Origin of the sequence: Sedimenticola selenatireducens (assembly GCF_007625115.1) — a bacterium.
GTDB lineage: Bacteria > Pseudomonadota > Gammaproteobacteria > Chromatiales > Chromatiaceae > Sedimenticola > Sedimenticola selenatireducens_A.
Genome location: NZ_VMNH01000016.1, coordinates 102,913 through 121,506, shown reverse-complemented (window position 1 = coordinate 121,506; position 18,594 = coordinate 102,913). Strand labels below are relative to the sequence as shown.

Annotated in this window: 19 protein-coding genes; 8 read left to right on the top strand and 11 right to left on the bottom strand. The window is 53.1% G+C overall.

The window, feature by feature from the left end; translation table 11 throughout:
• The first annotated feature begins 35 nt into the window (after window positions 1–35).
• Together FHP88_RS12950 and FHP88_RS12945 are read left to right on the top strand one after the other, a co-directional pair.
• On the top strand, window positions 36–824 hold the full coding sequence (locus FHP88_RS12950; protein WP_144359499.1) for a spermidine synthase: 789 nt from the start codon (window positions 36–38) through the stop codon (window positions 822–824).
• A 90-nt stretch (window positions 825–914) separates the two neighbouring features.
• Window positions 915–1,226, top strand: coding sequence for a hypothetical protein (locus FHP88_RS12945; protein ID WP_144359498.1), 312 nt, complete (start codon window positions 915–917; stop codon window positions 1,224–1,226).
• 21 nt (window positions 1,227–1,247) lie between these two features.
• Here the strand turns inward: FHP88_RS12945 and FHP88_RS12940 are convergent, their stop codons facing one another.
• Both FHP88_RS12940 and FHP88_RS12935 read right to left on the bottom strand, forming a co-directional pair.
• Window positions 1,248–2,402 (bottom strand): cupin domain-containing protein, encoded by a 1,155-nt coding sequence (locus FHP88_RS12940; protein WP_144359497.1) that lies wholly within the window; start codon window positions 2,400–2,402, stop codon window positions 1,248–1,250.
• A gap of 139 nt (window positions 2,403–2,541) precedes the next feature.
• Complete coding sequence (locus tag FHP88_RS12935) at window positions 2,542–3,087, bottom strand: hypothetical protein (protein WP_144359496.1); 546 nt, start codon at window positions 3,085–3,087, stop codon at window positions 2,542–2,544.
• A gap of 174 nt (window positions 3,088–3,261) precedes the next feature.
• On the opposite strand from FHP88_RS12935, the gene FHP88_RS12930 reads away from it, so the two are divergent.
• Both FHP88_RS12930 and FHP88_RS12925 read left to right on the top strand, forming a co-directional pair.
• The gene (locus tag FHP88_RS12930; protein WP_144359495.1) at window positions 3,262–3,423 is read left to right on the top strand and encodes a CCGSCS motif protein; all 162 of its coding nucleotides are present in this window, start codon (window positions 3,262–3,264) and stop codon (window positions 3,421–3,423) included.
• 200 nt (window positions 3,424–3,623) lie between these two features.
• Window positions 3,624–4,295, top strand: a complete 672-nt coding sequence (locus tag FHP88_RS12925; RefSeq protein ID WP_144359494.1) for a 2OG-Fe(II) oxygenase — start codon at window positions 3,624–3,626, stop codon at window positions 4,293–4,295.
• Between the two features lie 82 nt (window positions 4,296–4,377).
• On the opposite strand, the gene FHP88_RS12920 is transcribed toward FHP88_RS12925, so the two are convergent.
• Window positions 4,378–4,716 (bottom strand): DUF4389 domain-containing protein, encoded by a 339-nt coding sequence (locus FHP88_RS12920; protein ID WP_144359493.1) that lies wholly within the window; start codon window positions 4,714–4,716, stop codon window positions 4,378–4,380.
• A gap of 206 nt (window positions 4,717–4,922) precedes the next feature.
• On the opposite strand from FHP88_RS12920, the gene FHP88_RS12915 reads away from it, so the two are divergent.
• The gene (locus FHP88_RS12915) at window positions 4,923–6,902 is read left to right on the top strand and encodes a bifunctional DedA family/phosphatase PAP2 family protein (protein WP_144359492.1); all 1,980 of its coding nucleotides are present in this window, start codon (window positions 4,923–4,925) and stop codon (window positions 6,900–6,902) included.
• Window positions 6,903–7,017: 115 nt separating this feature from the next.
• On the opposite strand, the gene FHP88_RS12910 is transcribed toward FHP88_RS12915, so the two are convergent.
• The 3 genes from FHP88_RS12910 to FHP88_RS12900 are packed head-to-tail and all read right to left on the bottom strand — an operon-like array spanning window position 7,018 to window position 9,517.
• Window positions 7,018–7,629, bottom strand: coding sequence for a flavin prenyltransferase UbiX (locus tag FHP88_RS12910; RefSeq protein WP_144359491.1), 612 nt, complete (start codon window positions 7,627–7,629; stop codon window positions 7,018–7,020).
• Between the two features lie 3 nt (window positions 7,630–7,632).
• On the bottom strand, window positions 7,633–8,997 hold the full coding sequence (mpl, locus tag FHP88_RS12905; protein ID WP_144359490.1) for a UDP-N-acetylmuramate:L-alanyl-gamma-D-glutamyl-meso-diaminopimelate ligase: 1,365 nt from the start codon (window positions 8,995–8,997) through the stop codon (window positions 7,633–7,635).
• Window position 8,998: 1 nt separating this feature from the next.
• Window positions 8,999–9,517: a hypothetical protein gene (locus tag FHP88_RS12900; RefSeq protein WP_144359489.1), complete on the bottom strand. Its 519-nt coding sequence runs from the start codon at window positions 9,515–9,517 to the stop codon at window positions 8,999–9,001.
• 154 nt (window positions 9,518–9,671) lie between these two features.
• Between FHP88_RS12900 and rnd the strand changes: the two genes are divergently transcribed.
• Window positions 9,672–10,829 (top strand): ribonuclease D, encoded by a 1,158-nt coding sequence (gene rnd, locus FHP88_RS12895; protein ID WP_186297713.1) that lies wholly within the window; start codon window positions 9,672–9,674, stop codon window positions 10,827–10,829.
• Window positions 10,830–10,831: 2 nt separating this feature from the next.
• Entirely contained in the window at window positions 10,832–11,065 is a 234-nt protein-coding gene (locus tag FHP88_RS12890; RefSeq protein WP_144359487.1) for a hypothetical protein, read from the top strand.
• Here the strand turns inward: FHP88_RS12890 and lnt are convergent.
• From lnt to miaB, 5 genes are read right to left on the bottom strand one after another with little or no spacing between them, the layout of a single operon-like run.
• Window positions 11,030–12,544: an apolipoprotein N-acyltransferase gene (gene lnt / locus FHP88_RS12885; RefSeq protein WP_144359486.1), complete on the bottom strand. Its 1,515-nt coding sequence runs from the start codon at window positions 12,542–12,544 to the stop codon at window positions 11,030–11,032. The two genes, FHP88_RS12890 and lnt, sit on opposite strands and share 36 nt — an antisense overlap.
• A complete protein-coding gene (locus FHP88_RS12880) occupies window positions 12,531–13,391 on the bottom strand; it encodes an HlyC/CorC family transporter (protein WP_144359485.1) in 861 nt (286 codons plus the stop codon). Before FHP88_RS12880 ends, lnt begins: the two co-directional genes overlap by 14 nt.
• Window positions 13,388–13,852, bottom strand: coding sequence for an rRNA maturation RNase YbeY (gene ybeY / locus FHP88_RS12875; protein WP_144359484.1), 465 nt, complete (start codon window positions 13,850–13,852; stop codon window positions 13,388–13,390). The genes FHP88_RS12880 and ybeY overlap by 4 nt, the downstream gene beginning before the upstream one ends.
• Window positions 13,849–14,832, bottom strand: a complete 984-nt coding sequence (locus FHP88_RS12870; protein WP_144359483.1) for a PhoH family protein — start codon at window positions 14,830–14,832, stop codon at window positions 13,849–13,851. Before FHP88_RS12870 ends, ybeY begins: the two co-directional genes overlap by 4 nt.
• Window positions 14,833–14,858: 26 nt before the next feature.
• The gene (gene miaB, locus FHP88_RS12865; RefSeq protein ID WP_144359482.1) at window positions 14,859–16,205 is read right to left on the bottom strand and encodes a tRNA (N6-isopentenyl adenosine(37)-C2)-methylthiotransferase MiaB; all 1,347 of its coding nucleotides are present in this window, start codon (window positions 16,203–16,205) and stop codon (window positions 14,859–14,861) included.
• Between the two features lie 209 nt (window positions 16,206–16,414).
• Between miaB and FHP88_RS12860 the strand changes: the two genes are divergently transcribed.
• On the top strand, window positions 16,415–18,493 hold the full coding sequence (locus tag FHP88_RS12860) for a putative bifunctional diguanylate cyclase/phosphodiesterase (RefSeq protein WP_144359481.1): 2,079 nt from the start codon (window positions 16,415–16,417) through the stop codon (window positions 18,491–18,493).
• Window positions 18,494–18,594: the final 101 nt, after the last annotated feature.

Below are 18,594 nucleotides of genomic sequence, written 5' to 3'. Positions count from 1 at the left end.
CATCTTCACATGAAACAGAGTGACACGCTTCAATCATGACCGCCAAAGGAACAAAAATTCATCATTGCACCGACGACTGGGGTGACCTAACTATCCACCAGGATGCTAATCGGCGCATGCTCTGTTTTGGCAACGATATCCAGCAGAGTTGTATCGACATTCACACCCCGCAGAGACTCTGTCACAACTACACCCAAGTGATGATGCTGGGTTTTCTGTTAACAGGTGACCCGCGACACTGCATACTGCTCGGCCTGGGTGCTGGCTCTCTGGCCCATGCCATCTTCGCCCATTTCCCCAATTGCATAATCAATGCGGTAGAACAGCGCGCCCAGGTAGTGGCGCTTGCCAGGACCTGGTTTGCCTTACCACACGACAGACGCCTGCGCCTGCACATCGACGATGCCGACAGTTATCTGATGAAATCACCTATGCCAGCAGACTTGATATTCACGGACCTCTATCTCAGTGAAGGGATGAATGAACTGCAAGCTCAAGAGGCGTTTCTGGCACGTTGCCGAAGTGCATTAAAGCCCGGTGGTATCTTAATCTGTAACTACTGGTTGCGCAGCAGTCTGACTGCCCATGCACTCAATCAGACACTACAGGCGGCATTTGATCAGCAGGTGGTCACTCTCAGCATCCCGGACGGAAACTGCATTGCCTTTGCCTTTGATGGGGGTATACCTCAACTTAATCCAAAACTGTTTATCAAGACAGCCGAGGCACTCGGCGAAAGACTCGATATTCCTCTACAAAGACATGCCCGTGTATTAATGCACGAAAACCGGCAACTGTTCCGCTTCGCGCGTTCCACGCAATAATGGGATATACAGCAAACATCGGACACTGTGTTGACGAATAGCTATCCGGCATGCAGACTGCGCCCACTGAGTAAAAAGAGAGAAGCGATTATGCTGTGGAATTTGATGATGCATACCCTGATGGGTTGGTTGGGCGCCTACTTTTTCATCCTGACACCGGAGCGCATCGGCATTGCCATTCTCGCCGTCTGCATGACCCAAGCCGTGGATCAGGTGCGTCTTCGCAAGATGAAATGGGCCGAGATAGAATCATTACCCGAAAAAGAGCGGAAAAGCGCCACTGCCGAGCTGGAGAAAACCATCAATCGAGACCTTGCGCTGACGTTTGCTCAGAACGTGGTGATCTATAGTTCGGTCGTGCTGTTTGCCGCCCATGCCGTCAGACTGAACGGCTGGCTTTAATTATCGAGCTCGGGGGTAAATTCACGCCCCCTCAAAATACCAGTAACCGGCATTCAACAGTTCGATAAGAAAATCTAAAAACGGATTGTGGTCAATCCAAGGTAGCAGCTGCTCTGCAGATATTGAGCGCTGGTCACACAACAGCTGAATCACAGCCTTCATCTCGCTCGGCAAGCGCTTCTCCTCACCATCGACATAAAAAACACCTTGATCCAGAGTCGCCTCAAAATAGAAACAGCGCAGCCCACCCAGTCGATGCAATGGCTTGCCTTGTTGCAATAGTGCAATCACCTCCTGTTTGCTATAGCCCTCGTCATCCATTACGGCAATATCCAAATCATGTTTCGCCTGACTGACAAACTCACCAATAAAACGGGAAAACAGCTCGTCATCAGCCACTACCTTCATCAGGTGCTGTTTGATCAGGGCAACATCCTGTTGACTGATTGCGCCAGGCCGTTCGGTCGCTTCACGATCTGGATCACACATCAGTTCTTTAGCCAGCGCATGCTCTGCAAGAAAGTCTGCCAATCCTTCCGTCAACTCATAGCCTGAATTTGTCCTGAACCCGACTGAATAACTCAGTGATGGCTCAACGGCTGAACCATCGTGTGGAAATCCCGGCGGGATATAGAGAATATCGCCGGGCAAAAGTTCAACCTCAATAATCGGCTCAAAGTCATCCACGTGCAGTAACGCCTCATGGGCCGCAAACTCGTTATGCGCTCCACGATCACCGACACGCCAGTGACGCTTGCCAGAACCCTGAATAATAAACACATCATAGAGATCAATATGCGGGCCCACACCACCACCCGGCGTAGCAAAGCTCATCATCAGATCATCTTTTCGCCAGTTCGGTATAAACTGAAAGGGCTCTGCCAACGCGGCCACTTGCGGTAACCAGTGATCAACCGCCTGCACCACCAACGTCCACTCTCGCTCGCCCAAGTGTCCATAACTTTCAAAGGGACCAAACTCGGCCTGCCATGCACCGGCCTTTTTATACACCAGACGCGATTCCACCTGCTCATCACAGGCCAGACCGGCCAGCTCATCCGCCGTAATAGGATCAATAAAATCTTTAAATCCCTGACGAATGACTGTTGGCTTTTTTTGCCAGTAGGTATCTAAAAACTGCTGAGGGGTTAGGCCGGACAAGTCCAGAGAAAACATAGCGCTGCTCGCTGCAAAAAGTGTAGAGAGGCTTGTAGCATGAAGGAGATTGCGGAGCAAACATAGCGGCAGACTTCATAGGGGGTCGGAGTCAAATTTGACTGCGACCCCTGTTCTGATACCACGATCTTTCAAGTCATTATGCGCGAGCCGAGCTAAACCGCAGAGCGGTTGATAGCCCAACAAAGAGTAACGTCTGCCAGACCGTAAAAAGAACGATGGTCCAGACATCGCCACTCCTCACACTACTGATATCGGTCAGCAGTTCGATCATGTGAAATACAAAGCCACCCAGCGCGCCGGCAAACATGGTGACCAAAACAAACAGCAATACACCTGAACGTATTCGCCATGCATAGAGCAGGCCCAGCGCTACAGAGCCTGCACCTACAGCACCACACACAGCAAACAGATAGAGGTCATCCAATCCTGAATCTCCGCCAACCTTCAATGCCAGTCGCCAACCGATGATACTCGCCGACACAATGACCAGCAGCGCCGGCAGCATTTTTTGCGCATTGCGGTTAGCCACGTACCATCCCGCAAAAAAGAGGAACAGACCCAACACCACACCGGGATAGATGTTTGTCAGCCACTCGATATCCGGCAGCAACGGACCACCAAAACCACAAATAAGACCCGACACCAGACCGAGCAGGATAAAGGCTTGGAGTTGTTTTGCCATAAGTACAAATACCCTTCTAGATCCCGTTGACTTGCCAACTCAATGACAAGCATCCCTTTAATTCATAAAGCATGCTATAAACTATCGCAGAATTGAGCCAGGACAAGGCATCGTCTGATACTACCACATACCCTACCCGGGACTATTACCACCCTAGAGAAGGACAACCGCAACATGAGCGAAGAGACAAAGAACGCATCTGCTGAAGCAGTCAGCAGTGAAGAGACCCAAGAGCAAGCCACTTCAATCAACGTGGAAATCAAGACCCAGGCTGAAACCGCTGAAGAGAAGAAAGAGGCGGATCGCCCCGGCGTCTGCTGTGGTTCCTGCTCTTAATAGCTGAATGGCGGGAGGCCTCGGCTTCCCGCAACACCCACCTTATCGGTTCACATTTCACGGCATTTCATAATTAAAATGTTTGTGGCGCCGCCCCTTTCCAAGCCTTAATATAGCCCGGCACTCTAGGCGTCAGCCCAACTCGCGCCCCATCCTGAGTAGCAAGCACATTCCCTCGAAATCTCAGAGCCTACACCTACTTGATACTCAATATTTCTGACTACAGTGCCGACACCTCACCACAAGACGACAGCCTGTTTGAACGCATTGCCTGCGGCATTGAATCCCAGGGCTACATAATACTCCCCGCCGCGCTACCCAATCAGATCGCTGACAGTCTGTTGCACTATCTCAGCATTCTAAAAGAAGAGCGTTTTCACCAGGCGCGAATCGGCCGTGGTCTTGACCAGACTAAAAACCCATTCATTCGACGTGATAAAATAGCCTGGATGGATGATGCCCATCCCAACGCCAACCTCTGGTTCGACTGGACTGCACAACTCAAGCAATACCTGAATCGCCGGCTGTTCCTCGGCCTGTTCTCATTTGAAAGTCACTTTGCACAATACAACCCAGGCGATTTTTACAAAAAACATCTGGACGCCTTTCGCGGCGAATCCAATCGTGTTCTGACGCTGGTCACTTATTTGAATAAAGGATGGGAACCTGATCAGGGTGGCGAACTGGTACTCTATGCGCCAGATGAAGGGGAAGAGATCACCAAGGTCGTACCCACATTCGGCACGCTCGTTATCTTTCTCAGCGAAGAGTTTCCCCATGAAGTGCTTGCGGCTGATCGAGACCGCTACAGTGTTGCGGGTTGGTTCCGGCTTAACTGTTCGATCAATCAGCAGATTGATCCGCCGCGTTAGTTAGCACACCTTTCAGGACAAATTCTGGCATTCAAATTATTTTGATTATTCAGATTCAATTTGCGAACTATCAGTAAACAAACTACTGCCCATCCTGATACTCCATGTCCTGATCTATCACGATCTCTTCCCGTTTAGGCGGTTCGCTTTTCCAGTCGTCAAACGGGAACGGTTTGTGTTCGGTGTTAAAGACCAGGTACTGGTTGATATCGTAGAGGTAGGTACTGAGTCCCTGACCGAATTTACGTAGGGGGTCATTCGGGGCTTTGTTGACCGCCACCAGGATGAACTGAACCACCGCCACTACAAACACGATGCCTTTGGCGATTCCGATAATCAACAGGAACAGCAGCATATAGAGGCCGCGATACCAGATGGGGTTGTTTTCTGTTTTTGCTTCCGGGTTTACTTCTGCGTTCATGAGGCTTCCCTTTCTATCCTTTATTTACGTTGTCTAACCCCTATGTGGGGATGATTAGGAAAAATGACAAGATATCGATCGCAAGGGAGGTGTCGGAGTCAAATGCATGTTGTCTTTGACTCCGACACCTCGGCACAGCAGTCAGCACCTTCATATAAAAACGCGGTAGACTACCACTATTGATTAAGGCTGTTGACGGTTACTGAATGACGGAGCTTTTGCAACAGATCCTGGCCTGGGTATCACTCCACCCCGGTTGGTCTTATAGCGTGATCTTTCTGGTAGCGATGGCAGAGTCACTCGCCATTGTCGGACTGATTGTGCCCGGCGTGGTGATCATGTTCGGTATCGGCGCACTGATTGCCAGCGGGGCGATTGCCTTCTGGCCGGCGATGGGCTGGGCCGTTGTGGGCGCGGTTGCTGGCGACGGCCTCAGTTTTTGGCTGGGACGGCATTACCAGGAGCGACTTTCCGCCATCTGGCCCTTTTCCCGCTATCCGGAATCCATCCATCAGGGTAAACGCTTCTTCGAGAAGTACGGTGGCAAGAGTGTCGCCCTGGGTCGTTTTTTCGGGCCGATTCGCGCGGTGATTCCGCTGGTCGCAGGCATGATGGGGATGACGCCGCTGCGTTTCCTCTTCGCCAATGTGCTCTCGGCATTGGCCTGGGCACCGCTCTATCTCCTGCCCGGCATGGTGTTTGGGGCCTCAATGGAGTTGGCCTCAGAAGTCGCGATGCGTCTGGTGATACTCCTGCTGCTCCTGCTGCTTATTCTCTGGCTAGCCTATCACATCACACGCGGACTCTTCAGGAGACTCCACCCCCACACCAGCCAGTGGGTTCAGTGGTTACTCAACTGGGGTAAAGCCCATCCTATAATGGGTGAGATAGCTAATGCGCTGGCGGACCCGAATCACCCCGAGACACGCGGATTGTCGATCCTTGCCACCTTGCTATTGATCACTTCTGGTCTGTTTATATTGCTACTGGGCCTTGTACCCAATGGCACCCACCAGGGAATCGACATGACGGTATTGCAGGCCCTGCAGAGTCTGCGCTCACCCTGGGCTGATCAACTGATGGTCTACTTCACTCGGCTCGCCGACATCGGTGTCATCTACCCTCTGACTGCGGGTGTCCTACTTTTGCTGCTAGCAACAGGGCAACGTCGTACCGCCGGTTATTGGTTTGCTGCGGGGTTGTTCTGTCTGATCGCCTCACCCTTGCTGAAGTTCGGCTTGCAGATTGCCCGACCCGAGATTGTTCACCATTCAACATACTCATTTTCTTTCCCTAGCGGCCACACGCTTTGGGCCACAGTGCTATATGGTTTTCTCTCGGTACTGATCGCTCGACCACTCTCTGATCGCTGGCGATGGCTTCCCTATACCCTGGCCGGGTTAGTCATTATGGCCGTGGCCCTGTCGCGACTCTATCTAGGTGTTCACTGGCTTTCCGATGTCGCTGGCAGCATCACGCTGGGTCTCGCTTGGGTGTCCCTGCTGGGGTTGGCCTATCATCGTCATGCTGCACAGGCCGCCAACTGGCGAAGTTTGAGCTTGGCAAGCATTATCATTCTCTCTATCGCCTTCAGCGTGGAGAGCAGTCTTCATCACCAAGACAAGATGGCGGAATACGAACCGATCCACACGGTGATGCCACTGGCGGCTTCTGCCTGGTGGCAGGGCGATACCAAAGAAGTCCCCACCTACCGCGGTGATCTGCGCGACCGAGAAGATCACCCGCTGAACCTGCAATTCGCGGGGTCTATACACTGGCTAGAGGCACAGCTGATGAATAGCGGATGGCAGCGAAAGGCCGCATTTTTCTGGACAGACGGATTGCGTCTTCTCTCACCCAGCCAGTCACTCCAGGAGTTGCCGATACTGCCGCAAGTGCATGAGGGCCGCTACGAGGCGCTGTTACTGGTCAAACATCTGGCCGATGATCGGCGCCTGGTATTGCGTTTATGGGAGAGCGGCTTTCAACTGGATAGTAAGCGCCCACTCTGGATCGGCAACGTAAGTGAACAGCAACAGCAGAGATTGCTCGGAACACTGACCTTTGCTGAAACCGGACCCGCGTTTGGACAGGCGCTCGGACTATTGGGGGAAGACCTGAAACAACTCGATAGTAATCAGTGGCAGAAGAGTGGCTCGCTGATTCAGATTAGAGAGCAACCTTAAGGCTACACCACCAAGGGCAATTCAGTTCGGTAGGGTGGGCACGTCGTTTGTGCCCACACGTATGTGTGGAGCTGAAACACCGCGTGGGCATACAAGGCATGCCCCCCTACTGTATCTAACCACCCCAGGGACGATTCAGTGGATTGTCGATATTCAAATGACTCAACACCCGCGCTACCATGAAGTCGACAATCTCATCGATGCTTTGGGGACGATTATAAAAGCCAGGACTGGCCGGCATGATCACCACACCCAAACGGGAGAGCTTGAGCATATTCTCAAGATGAATGGGTGAGAACGGCGTTTCCCGCACCATCAATATCAATTTGCGCTGCTCTTTCAGGACGACATCCGCAGCACGCTCTATCAGGTTATTGCTGGCACCGGTTGCAATGGCGGACAACGTGCCGGTGCTACAGGGGCAGACCACCATTGCTTCAGGTGGATTGGAGCCACTGGCCACCGGAGCGGTCCACTGCTCACGGCCGAATACCCGGATCTGTCCCGGTTTGGCACTGAACCGCTCTGTGAGCAGCTTTTCCGCCTCTTCAGGACGGGAAGGGATCGTCAGCCCAGTCTCCATCGGCATCACCACTTGGGCGGCCTTGGAGATCATCACATAAACCGTTCGATCCGCTTGCACCAAACACTCCAACAATCGCAAGGCATAGGGCGCACCGGAGGCACCGGTAATGGCTAAAGCGATAGGCTTGGATGGCTGAGTCATAGGTTAGATTCTAGCCTGTAAGGCATCCAACAGTCGCTGATGAATATTCTCAAAACCACCATTACTCATGATCAGCACCTGATCACCTGGACGGGCCTCTTCTACCAGGGACTGAATCATCGCATTGGTTTCTGCATAGACCTGCGCCCGTTCACCCAGCGGTGCGAACACCTCAGCGGCATTCCACTTCAGCGATTCAGGGGAAAATACCAACACCTTGTTCGCTGCCGAGAGCGATTCAGGTAACTGGCTGGCATGCACACCCATACGCATGGTGTTGGAACGGGGCTCCAGCACGGCAAAGATACGCGCGTCACCGACCTGTGCCCGCAGGCCATTCAGGGTGGTGGTGATTGCCGTGGGGTGATGGGCGAAGTCATCATAGACCCTGACGCCATTCACCTCACCCCGCAGTTCCATACGCCGCTTCACATTACGAAACTCACTCAAGGCAGTGATCGACACATCGACCGGTACACCGACATGCCGAGCCGCCGCAATCGCCGCCAGGGCATTGCTCATACTGTGATTGCCGGTCAGCGACCAATTCACTTCACCTACCGGTCTGTTTTCATGATGCAAGGTAAAACGACTGCCATCAGGCGTCATGGGTGTAGCTGACCAGACGGCATCACCAACCGCACTAAAATGCTCTACCGGCGTCCAGCAACCCATTGCCAGCACTTCATCCATGGCTGTTTCACCCTGTGGCGCGATGATCAGTCCGTTGGACGGCACGGTACGAACCAGGTGGTGGAACTGGCGCTGGATCATGGCGAGATCATCAAAGATATCGGCATGATCAAACTCCAGGTTATTCAACACCAAAGTTCGGGGCCGGTAGTGTACAAACTTGGAACGCTTGTCAAAAAAGGCCGTGTCATATTCATCGGCCTCGACCACAAAAAACGGGGTATCGCCCATACGCGCCGAGCAACCAAAGTTTTGTGGTACGCCACCGATCAAAAAACCGGGGGCCATCTTGGCGTACTCCAGTATCCAGGCCAGCAGACTGGCAGTACTGGTCTTGCCGTGGGTTCCCGCCACCGCCAGCACCCACTGATCATGCAGCACGTTTTCTGCTAACCACTGTGGACCCGAGGTGTAGTTCAGGCCAGCATCCAGCATGTACTCCACCGCCGGATTGCCGCGAGACATGGCATTCCCCACCACCACGCAGTCCGGCGCCGGCTTGAGATGCGCAACCTCATACCCTTCCATTAAGACGATGCCAGCCGCTTCCAGTTGGGTGCTCATGGGTGGATAGACATTCGCATCTGAACCACTCACTTCGTGTCCCAGCGACCGCGCCAGCAGTGCAATACCTCCCATGAAGGTGCCGCAGATACCAAGAATATGGATATGCATATCAACCCGCCTTTTTGAAAAACAGATCGACCAGCCAGTTGATCAGCATGAAATAACCAATGGATAGCAACATACCGTTGCCAAAACGGGTAGCGAAGGTGTGGCGTAGCACATGGGCCACGATAACCAGACCCCAGATCATCAAACCGATATAGAGCAGGACACCCAACCCACCAACCGGTGAAACCTTAGGATCATCACCCATCATCAATTGAATCGGCATCGCCACCAGATTCACCAGTACGCCACAACCAAACAGCGCCGTAATGGCTTGGGTGAAACGCCCCTGATGTTTTTTGTAGGAGAGTATCAACCAGACAAGCAGGGCCAGCAGCCCCAGATCCATTAACTGAGCCAGAACCGCCGGGATCAGGCTGCCAAAGTGTCCGACGATGACGATGGTGCCGGTCAGCAGATTCAACAACAGGGTTACGGTGATCAGGACAGAGGCCGCAGGAAGATCTTGCGGTGCAGCCCGTAATAGACTGATATCGACAAACAGATTGATTAATCTTTTCACTGCGGCTCTTTTCTCCGTTAATACAACCCAGCATGCTCATCTGGCTCATTGAGTGAGCGAAACTGGCTCCATCATACCTTTTGCCCGAAAACAGACAAACAGATGGCGATGTTTTGTTATGCTGGTCGCTACATTTTGCCAACAGAAGTTAACTATGCAGGAAAACCACATCCAAACTGAAGCGCAACTGCTTGAGTTCTGTAATCTGATCCGAAACAGTGAATGGCTGGCCTTGGACACCGAGTTTGTCCGGGAGAAGACCTACTACCCGCAGTTCTGCCTGTTGCAGATCAGTAATGGAGCGCTGGCCGCAACGATCGATCCCATCCAGATCGAAGATCTCTCTTCTCTACTGGAGATTCTCTACGATACAAATATCGTCAAAGTGTTTCACTCTGGCCGGCAAGATCTGGAGATCTTTTATAACCTCTGGGGAAAAGTCCCGACACCTCTGTTCGATACCCAGCTTGCGGCTTCACTGCTGGGATTGGGTGATCAGGTAGGCTATGGCAATCTGGTGGAGCTTGTACTCAGCCACACCCTGGAAAAGGGACACTCTCGTACTGACTGGTCACGTCGACCGCTCGATGACGCTCAACTGCGCTACGCCTTGGATGACGTCATCTATCTTGGTGATCTGTATGTCGAATTAAAACGACGGCTGCAGGAACAGCGTCGTGAACATTGGCTTCAGGACGATTTTGATCAACTCGCTAATCCTCTCACCTATGATCCTGACCCGAAAGACGCCTGGAAACGGATCAAAGGTCGCCAGCGACTAAAAGGTGTACAGCTTGCCGTACTCCAGTCACTGACAGCCTGGCGCGAGCAGGTTGCCCAGCAATCCAACAGGCCAAAGCGCTGGATTCTTAAAGACGAAGTGTTGGCCGATCTGGCCAAGCATCAACCGAACACTACAGAGCAGATGGAAAAAATTCGTGGTCTGGAACCCGGTACTATCCGCAAGCAAGGTGATGCCCTGCTAAAGCTGATCGCTGAAGCCAAGGGCCTGCCAAAAGGGCTGTGGCCAGTGGATAAAAAACGTGCAGCCAAGCTCACAACACAGCAGGAGGCCATGACTGACCTGCTGTTCTGTGCCCTACGTCTGCTGGCCGAGCAAAACCAGATCACCCCCGCCGCCATCACCAGCCGCAAGGAGCTGGAAGCACTGGTGAGCGGAGAGCGAGATTTGGAACTCATGCATGGCTGGCGGCGTGTCATCGCCGGTAATGCACTGGTTCAGATACTTGACGGTACACTATGGCCCGTTTATGAGCAGGGGCAGATACGCCTGGACCCGCACGGAAGTTAATCATGAATAGATCGCGGCTCGGCAAACAGACTACCCTTCTGATTGCGGGCCTTCTTTCGGCTTGTGCAGAACCGGCTCCACCAGCTGTTGATCCGATAGAAAAGCAACTGGACATCCAGACCGAGGTGATGCATCAGACCCGTGAAGTCATTCGCTACATGGATGAGGAGGAGCGTATCAAGCAGGAGTTGCTGAATCCCTCAGCGGCGCAACCGCCAGAGCGTGAAAATCAGTAGCAGCATCGAAAAAAGAATAACCGCCCAGTTCCCCACCCTGACATAGGGCGTCGCACCCTGCATGGGGACCACTTCACCGCTCAGTACATGGGCCTGAAAGGCCGGAGAGAAGCCCTGAAGCTTACCTTTTGGATCAATCAGTGCAGAGATACCCGTATTGGTCGAGCGCAGCATATAGCGGCCGGTTTCCAACGCGCGCATGCGGGCAATCTCCAGATGCTGAGGCGGGGCCAGTGAATCACCAAACCAGGCATCATTACTCACATTGACCAGAAATGCCGCCTCCGGCAGCGCCTGTGCGACCTCTTCGCCAAAGGCATCTTCATAACAGATCGAAACCCCCGCAGGATAACCCGCAACCGTCAGTAAAGGCCGCTCTGCACTACCTGGAGTAAAATCCGACATGGGGATCTGTAGCCACTGAATAAGCGGCCGCAGCCACCTCTTCAGCGGCATGAACTCACCAAATGGCACCAGATGACGTTTGGCATAGTGTGTCCGCTGCCCTCCCAGGGTCATCAGGCTGTTGTAGTAGGCACCCGTGTCCCCATCCCACACCGGGATGCCCACCAGCAATTCACTCTCATTAGCCACTGCCTCAGCAGAGAGTGGCTGCAAAACGGAATCCTCTACCTGATGAGCAAATGCAGGCACAGCCGTTTCGGGCCAGATAATCAGCCGACTCTGCCACTCACCCCGGGTTAACTGGGTATAGCGTTCCAGCGTCGGTCGCAGCATATCCCGCCTCCATTTTGCCTCCTGGGCAATATTGGCCTGGATCATACTGACCCGGAAGGGATTACCGGCAGGCTCAGTCCAACTGACCAGATTCAGTAGCAGGCCCCCTCCCCAGATCAGCCCCAGTCCTCCAGCCACCCACAATCGTTTGCGAGTTCCAGGAAGTAGAAGTCGATACAACAGCACCACACTGAGCATCAGCATCCAACTGACCCCATAAACCCCTAACAAGGGGGCAAAGCCATTCAAGGGGGAATCGATCTGGGAATAGCCCAATACCAGCCAGGGAAAACCTGACAAAAACCAACCACGCAGCCATTCTCCCAACACCCAGATTGAAGGGAAGATCCACAGCAGTTCTTTAGGGGGAAGATCGAGCTGAAGGCATTTTGCCACGGCCCAACCCATCAGGCCGTAAAGGAGTGCCAGAGCAAATACAAACAGCAGGGTGATGGCCATCGCAGCCAGTGTCCCGAGATTGCCAAACTGATCAATACTGATATGCAACCAGAAAACGCCAAATCCGAGCAGTCCCATCCCATAGGCCCAGCCGAGGCGAAACCCCTGCTTCGGGGTTGACGATGGCAGTAGCCAGAGCAGTAGCAGCGGACCCATCAGGGCAAGGGGATAGAGGGCAAAGGGCGCAAAGGCGAGTACCGACAAGGCACCCGCTGCAAAGGCGCCAAGATAGCGCCACAGAGGATTACCTAGAAAACGGGAGGCTGGTCTAATCCGTCCCATCCTCAGACTGTTCCAACAGGCGGATATCCAATAGATGGATGCGCCGACTGTCAGCCCTCAGCACTTCGAACCTGAAGCGGTCAATCTCGGCCACTTCACCGCGCTTGGGCAGATGCCCCATGGACTGGGTCACCAGACCAGCAATGGTTTCGAACTCTTCATCAGGAAAGTTACAACCAAAGTAGTCATTGAACTCATCGATGGGCGTACCCGCCTTAGCGGTGTATTCGGTCTCGCTACGTTTGAGGATCGTGGTACCTTCATCAAAATCGTGCTCATCTTCAATCTCGCCCACGATCTGTTCAAGCACATCTTCAATCGTTACCAGGCCATCCGCCGCACCGTACTCATCCACCACAATGGCCATGTGACTGCGGCTGGAGCGAAACTCATTGAGTAGCACATTGAGTCGTTTGCTGGCCGGGACAAAAACCGCCGCGCGCAATACATCACGCATATCAAAACGACGTTTCTGCTCGCCAAAATAGGCCAACAGATCCTTGGCCAGGAGAATGCCTTCCACTTCACCCTTGTCATCACCAATGACCGGGAAACGCGAATGGGCGGAATCAATGACCACCGGAAGAATATCTTCCAGCGGGGCATCCCGCTCAACCACCACCATATGGGCCCGGGGAATCATGATATCCCGAACCCGCAGTTCAGAGACCTGCAATACCCCCTCCATCATGGAGAGTGCATCGGTATCCAGTAAGGCGCGCTGCTTGGCATCCCTCAGCAGCTCAATCAATTGTTCTCTATTTTCCGGTTCGTTCCCAAAGGCCTGTAACATCTTTTTGAGCCAGGATTTTGAAATCGAACCGCTGGTAGTGCCGTCGGTACTCATAGTTCCCTTTCAGATTGATATGGATCAGAAAATCCCAGACGATCCAGGACCTCTACCTCAAGACTTTCCATCTCTTCCGCCTGTTCATCATTAATATGATCAAAACCGAGAAGATGCAAGACCCCATGTACCACCAGATGGGCCCAATGGGCCTCCAATGGCTTACCTTGTTGCTGTGCTTCCTCTGCCACCACCGGGGCGCAGATGACCAGGTCGCCTATGTGATTACTCTCCACCACCTCGGGCGCATCAAACGGAAACGAGAGCACATTTGTCGGCTTATCCATGCCCCGATAATCACGGTTCAGTTGCTGGCTCTCATCACGATCGACTACCCGAATCACCAGTTCAACATGATCCAAGCGGTTATCCAGGGCCGCCTCGGCCCACTTCTGAAACTGCAACGGATCGGGTGCTCCGTCGGCCTCAACCCTATGCTGAAGCTCAATAAGTAGATTCACATTTTTTCCTTGTTCTTATCATATTGCTCATAGGCACCCACCACCTTCTGCACCAGCGGGTGTCGCACCACATCCCGGGCATTGAAAAAGGTAAAACTGATCCCTTCCACCTCGCCCAGGATCTCAATGGCCTGGCGCAAACCAGAGGTGTGTCCCCGCGGCAGATCCACCTGGGTAACATCCCCGGTGATCATTGCAGTTGAATTAAAGCCAATTCGGGTCAGAAACATCTTCATCTGTTCAGGCGTTGTGTTCTGCGCCTCATCCAGAATAATGAAAGAGTCGTTGAGTGTCCGACCACGCATATAGGCCAGGGGTGCCACCTCAATCACATTTCGCTCGATCAACTTGGCGACCCGCTCAAACCCGAGCATCTCGTAAAGGGCGTCATAGAGTGGCCGCAGGTACGGGTCAATCTTCTGCGACAGATCACCGGGCAGAAAACCGAGTCGCTCGCCCGCCTCCACGGCCGGCCTCACCAACAGAATGCGCCGCACTTGGTCACGCTCCAGGGCATCAACGGCGCAGGCCACTGCAAGATAGGTCTTGCCCGTACCAGCCGGACCAACACCGAAATTCAGATCATGGGTGACCGCTTTGTGCAGGTACTCCTGCTGATTGGCACCGCGTGGACGAATCAGACCTCGACGGGTCTTGATCACCACTTCAGGGACCGTACTTTCGGCCTGTGCCTCCAGCAAGGCATCAATACCCGACTCCTGCAGATAGAGATGCACCGATTCTGGCGTCAATATCTCGCTCTTGGCCAAGGCATAGAGGGCTTGCAGTACCTCACTACCGGCCGCAATAGCGGCGGCTTCACCGAGCAGTTTGAAGTGATTACCCCGGTAATTTATCTCGATACCCAGACGCCGTTCGATCTGGCGAATATGCTCATCCAGCTGCCCACAGACATTGGCCAGCAGCTGGTTATCTTCAGGTGTCAGAGAGAGTTCAAGTGACTTGGGGTGATCGGACACGGTTTTAGTCCTGGATGCGACAGTGGTCATGCGGATTCGGCAAGTGCCTCGTCAATCAACTCACCTCGAAGTGAGTTGGGCTGTACCTCAGTGATTCGAATATCAACAAAACCACCGATTAATTCTTCAGGTCCACTGAAATTGACTACACGATTATTTTCCGTGCGACCAGCCAATTGCCGTTCATCTTTTCTCGAATGGCGCTCTACGAGCACCCGCTCGACCCCACCCACCATGCGGCGACTGATCTGCTGGGTCATCTCAACAATCCGTTTCTGCAAGCGCTCCAGGCGGGCCTGTTTGACTGCGAACGCCACATCATCGGGCATTTCAGCGGCAGGGGTGCCGGGTCTCGCGCTGTAAATGAAACTAAACGAGTTATCAAATCCGATCTCTTCAATCAGGTTCATGGTGTGTTCAAAATCCTGATCCGTCTCGCCCGGGAAGCCTATAATAAAATCTGAAGAGAGGCTCAGATTAGGTCGCAGCGCGCGAAGACGACGAATCTTCGCTTTGTAATCAAAGGCCGTATGCCCCCGCTTCATCATCGCCAAAACTCGATCAGAACCACTCTGTACCGGCAGATGCAGATGACTGACCAACTCAGGCACTTCGCCATAGACGGCAATCAGACTATCGGAAAACTCCATCGGATGGGAAGTGGTAAAGCGGATACGATCAATCCCCTCGATGGCCGCCACATATTGGATCAGTAGCGCCAGATCAGCGATAGAGCCATCGTCCATCAAGCCACGATAGGCATTGACATTTTGCCCCAGCAGATTGACTTCCCTGACGCCCTGCACGGCCAACGAGGCCACCTCCGCGATCACATCGTCAAAGGGCCGGCTGATCTCTTCACCCCGGGTATAGGGCACCACACAGAAGGTACAGTATTTGGAGCACCCTTCCATGATAGAGACGAACGCGCTGGGGCCATCGGACTTGGGTTCGGGCAGGCGATCAAATTTCTCGATCTCCGGGAAAGAGACATCCACCACCGGCTTATGCTCCCGACGCACGCTATCCAACATCTCGGGTAACCGATGCAGTGTCTGAGGGCCAAAAATGAGGTCAACATAGGGTGCGCGTTCCCGAATAGCATCCCCCTCCTGGCTCGCCACACAGCCGCCCACTCCAATCACAAGCTCGGGACGTTTTGCCTTCCATTTGCGCCAACGACCTAGCTGGGAAAAGACCTTCTCCTGTGCCTTTTCCCGAATCGAGCAGGTGTTAAGCAGCAGCAGGTCGGCCTCTTCAGGCCGGTCCGTCCGTGTATAACCGTGCGATTCCCTGAGCAGATCCGACATTTTATCGGAGTCGTACTCATTCATCTGACAGCCAAAAGTCTTGATATAGAGTTTGCCGGACATGCGTTAGTCAAAAATTATGCCGAAGGCGCGGTAGCTTACCTACTATATTAGCGTTTTTCCAGGTGATTTGGTCGGATCACTTCAGGTTTATCACCCTCGGCCGTTACTTAATATGAGATTAACACCTAAACTTTGTGGTTGTACCCTTCGCAAATGGGTCGATGGGACAAGGATTTTCAGGATCAGCAGAGCGCTGATAGGCAAGGATTATGCGTTACGGCCGCCCTATACCTGATCGTGTACTGGCTCAGCAAGTCAAGCTGCTGTATGCCAATGCTTTGCCCGCGAATCTTACGGTTGCGGTCATCACCCTACTCCTTACCATCAGCTTCTGGGAAAAACTGGACAGGCTGCAGCTCGTCAGTTGGGCATTGATTATTCTCGCCACAACGGCGAGACGCATTTATCTGCTCGTACGCTATGAGGTCACGCCAAAACTTCACCATCCGGCAATTTGGGGGGAAAAATATACCTTCAGCACGCTTCTGGTAGGCATCGCCTGGGGTTGCTTGGCACTGCTGATGCTCACTACCTCAGAGCTATTTGTTCACTATGTCATCTTCCTGGTCATTTTCGGCACCATTGCGGTTGCGGTACCAGTGCTAGCACCACGATTACCGGCCTTTTTTGCCTACGTACTACCGCAATCACTCTTGCTTATCATCGTCCTGATGATACAGGGCACCCGATGGGGTCTGTTGCTGAGTGCCGCCGCCCTGATCTACACCGGACTGATTACGGCAACCAGTCGCAATATGAGCTGGCAGATACGTCGATCTATTGAGCTGGAGACCCACAATCAGTCGCTGGTGGATAACCTGAGGAAGGAGGCACAACAGCGCAAGGCGATCCAGGAAGAGCTGGAGACACACAAGCTGCACCTGGAACACCAAGTGGCGCTTCGTACTGAAGAGCTCACACACACCAATGAGAACCTCCAGAAGGAGATCGGCATCCGCATACAGGCCGAGGATAACCTCAAACATCTGGCCCACCATGACACCTTGACCAACCTACCCAATCGTCTTTTGTTCGACGCACGCCTCGAGCATGCCATCAGCAGAGCCCATCGAAACCATTCCAGTCTGGCAGTGCTTTTTCTCGACCTGGATAACTTCAAGAATATCAATGACAGCATGGGCCATCTCGCTGGCGACCAGCTACTTCAACAAGTCACACTGCGACTGAAAGAAACTACTCGCGAGGACGACACCATTGCCCGCCTTGGCGGTGATGAATTTGTCGTGCTCATGGAAGAGAGCAAGGATACAACCGATATTATCGTCCTGGCACAAAAAATCCTGGATCGCATCAACATTCCCTTTGAAATCAATGGTGAGACAATCTTTGTCGGTTGCAGTATCGGCATCAGCCTCTATCCCCAGGACGGAGAAAATCCCGCCACCCTGCTACGCAACGCCGATGCCGCTATGTACCGCACGAAAGATGAGGGACGCAACAGCTACAACTTCTATACGCAGGAGATGACCGCATCGGCCTATGACCGCATCATCCTCGAAGGGAGTCTGCGCCACGCCATAGAGCACAACGAACTGAAGGTCTATTACCAACCACAAAAGAACCTTGCCAAAGGACACTATGCCGGAGTCGAGGCCTTGGTGCGCTGGGACCACCCGGAGCTAGGCGTACTAGCCCCGGGTCGCTTCCTACCTGTTGCTGAGGCAACGGGTCTCATTGTACCGCTGGGAGCCTGGGTTCTGCGCCACGCCTGCCTACAGATGGTCGAATGGAAGAAGAGCGGACTGCCCATAGACGTCATTGCTGTCAATCTTGCAGGCAAACAGATTCGACGCAGTGACCTTGTACAGACGATCAAGCAAACACTTAAAGAGACGGGATGTAAGCCAGAGTGGTTGGAGCTTGAAGTCACAGAAGGGTTCATCATGACAGAAGCTCATGATGCCATTGACACACTGCATCAACTCCGAGCACTTGGAATCCAGTTGGCCATTGATGATTTTGGAACCGGCTACTCCTCTCTGAGTTATCTGAAAAAGCTGCCAATCCATCGCCTCAAGATTGATCGCTCATTTGTCCAGGACTTGGCAGAAGATAATGACGACGCCGCTATCGTTAAGGCGATCATCAGCCTGGGGGCCAGCTTGCAATTGACGATCACCGCCGAAGGCGTTGAGACACCCTTTCAGGAGGAGTTCCTCACGAAACTGGGCTGTGAGCTAGGGCAAGGTTACCTCTACAGTCAACCCGTGCCCAAAGAACAGATTGAATGCCTGATATCTGATCACAACAGACGCCGATCAGCCTGAGAAAGAAATACCCACCAATACCGGTCATTATGACCGACAAGGCCAAACACGCCTCCTTGAAAGGATGACAAACAAACACCGCGACCCACATAGTCTATGGT

Bases quoted from the DNA above. Each gene is read 5' to 3' on its own strand.
- FHP88_RS12890 (WP_144359487.1), top strand. From the start codon at position 10,832: ATGAATAGATCGCGGCTCGGCAAACAGACTACCCTTCTGATTGCGGGC.
- FHP88_RS12915 (WP_144359492.1), top strand. From the start codon at position 4,923: ATGACGGAGCTTTTGCAACAGATCCTGGCCTGGGTATCACTCCACCCC.
- mpl (WP_144359490.1), bottom strand. From the start codon at position 8,997: ATGCATATCCATATTCTTGGTATCTGCGGCACCTTCATGGGAGGTATT.
- rnd (WP_186297713.1), top strand. From the start codon at position 9,672: ATGCAGGAAAACCACATCCAAACTGAAGCGCAACTGCTTGAGTTCTGT.
- FHP88_RS12860 (WP_144359481.1), top strand. From the start codon at position 16,415: ATGCGTTACGGCCGCCCTATACCTGATCGTGTACTGGCTCAGCAAGTC.
- FHP88_RS12950 (WP_144359499.1), top strand. From the start codon at position 36: ATGACCGCCAAAGGAACAAAAATTCATCATTGCACCGACGACTGGGGT.
- FHP88_RS12910 (WP_144359491.1), bottom strand. From the start codon at position 7,629: ATGACTCAGCCATCCAAGCCTATCGCTTTAGCCATTACCGGTGCCTCC.
- miaB (WP_144359482.1), bottom strand. From the start codon at position 16,205: ATGTCCGGCAAACTCTATATCAAGACTTTTGGCTGTCAGATGAATGAG.
- lnt (WP_144359486.1), bottom strand. From the start codon at position 12,544: ATGGGACGGATTAGACCAGCCTCCCGTTTTCTAGGTAATCCTCTGTGG.
- FHP88_RS12945 (WP_144359498.1), top strand. From the start codon at position 915: ATGCTGTGGAATTTGATGATGCATACCCTGATGGGTTGGTTGGGCGCC.
- FHP88_RS12935 (WP_144359496.1), bottom strand. From the start codon at position 3,087: ATGGCAAAACAACTCCAAGCCTTTATCCTGCTCGGTCTGGTGTCGGGT.
- FHP88_RS12880 (WP_144359485.1), bottom strand. From the start codon at position 13,391: ATGAGTACCGACGGCACTACCAGCGGTTCGATTTCAAAATCCTGGCTC.
- FHP88_RS12940 (WP_144359497.1), bottom strand. From the start codon at position 2,402: ATGTTTTCTCTGGACTTGTCCGGCCTAACCCCTCAGCAGTTTTTAGAT.
- FHP88_RS12920 (WP_144359493.1), bottom strand. From the start codon at position 4,716: ATGAACGCAGAAGTAAACCCGGAAGCAAAAACAGAAAACAACCCCATC.
- FHP88_RS12930 (WP_144359495.1), top strand. From the start codon at position 3,262: ATGAGCGAAGAGACAAAGAACGCATCTGCTGAAGCAGTCAGCAGTGAA.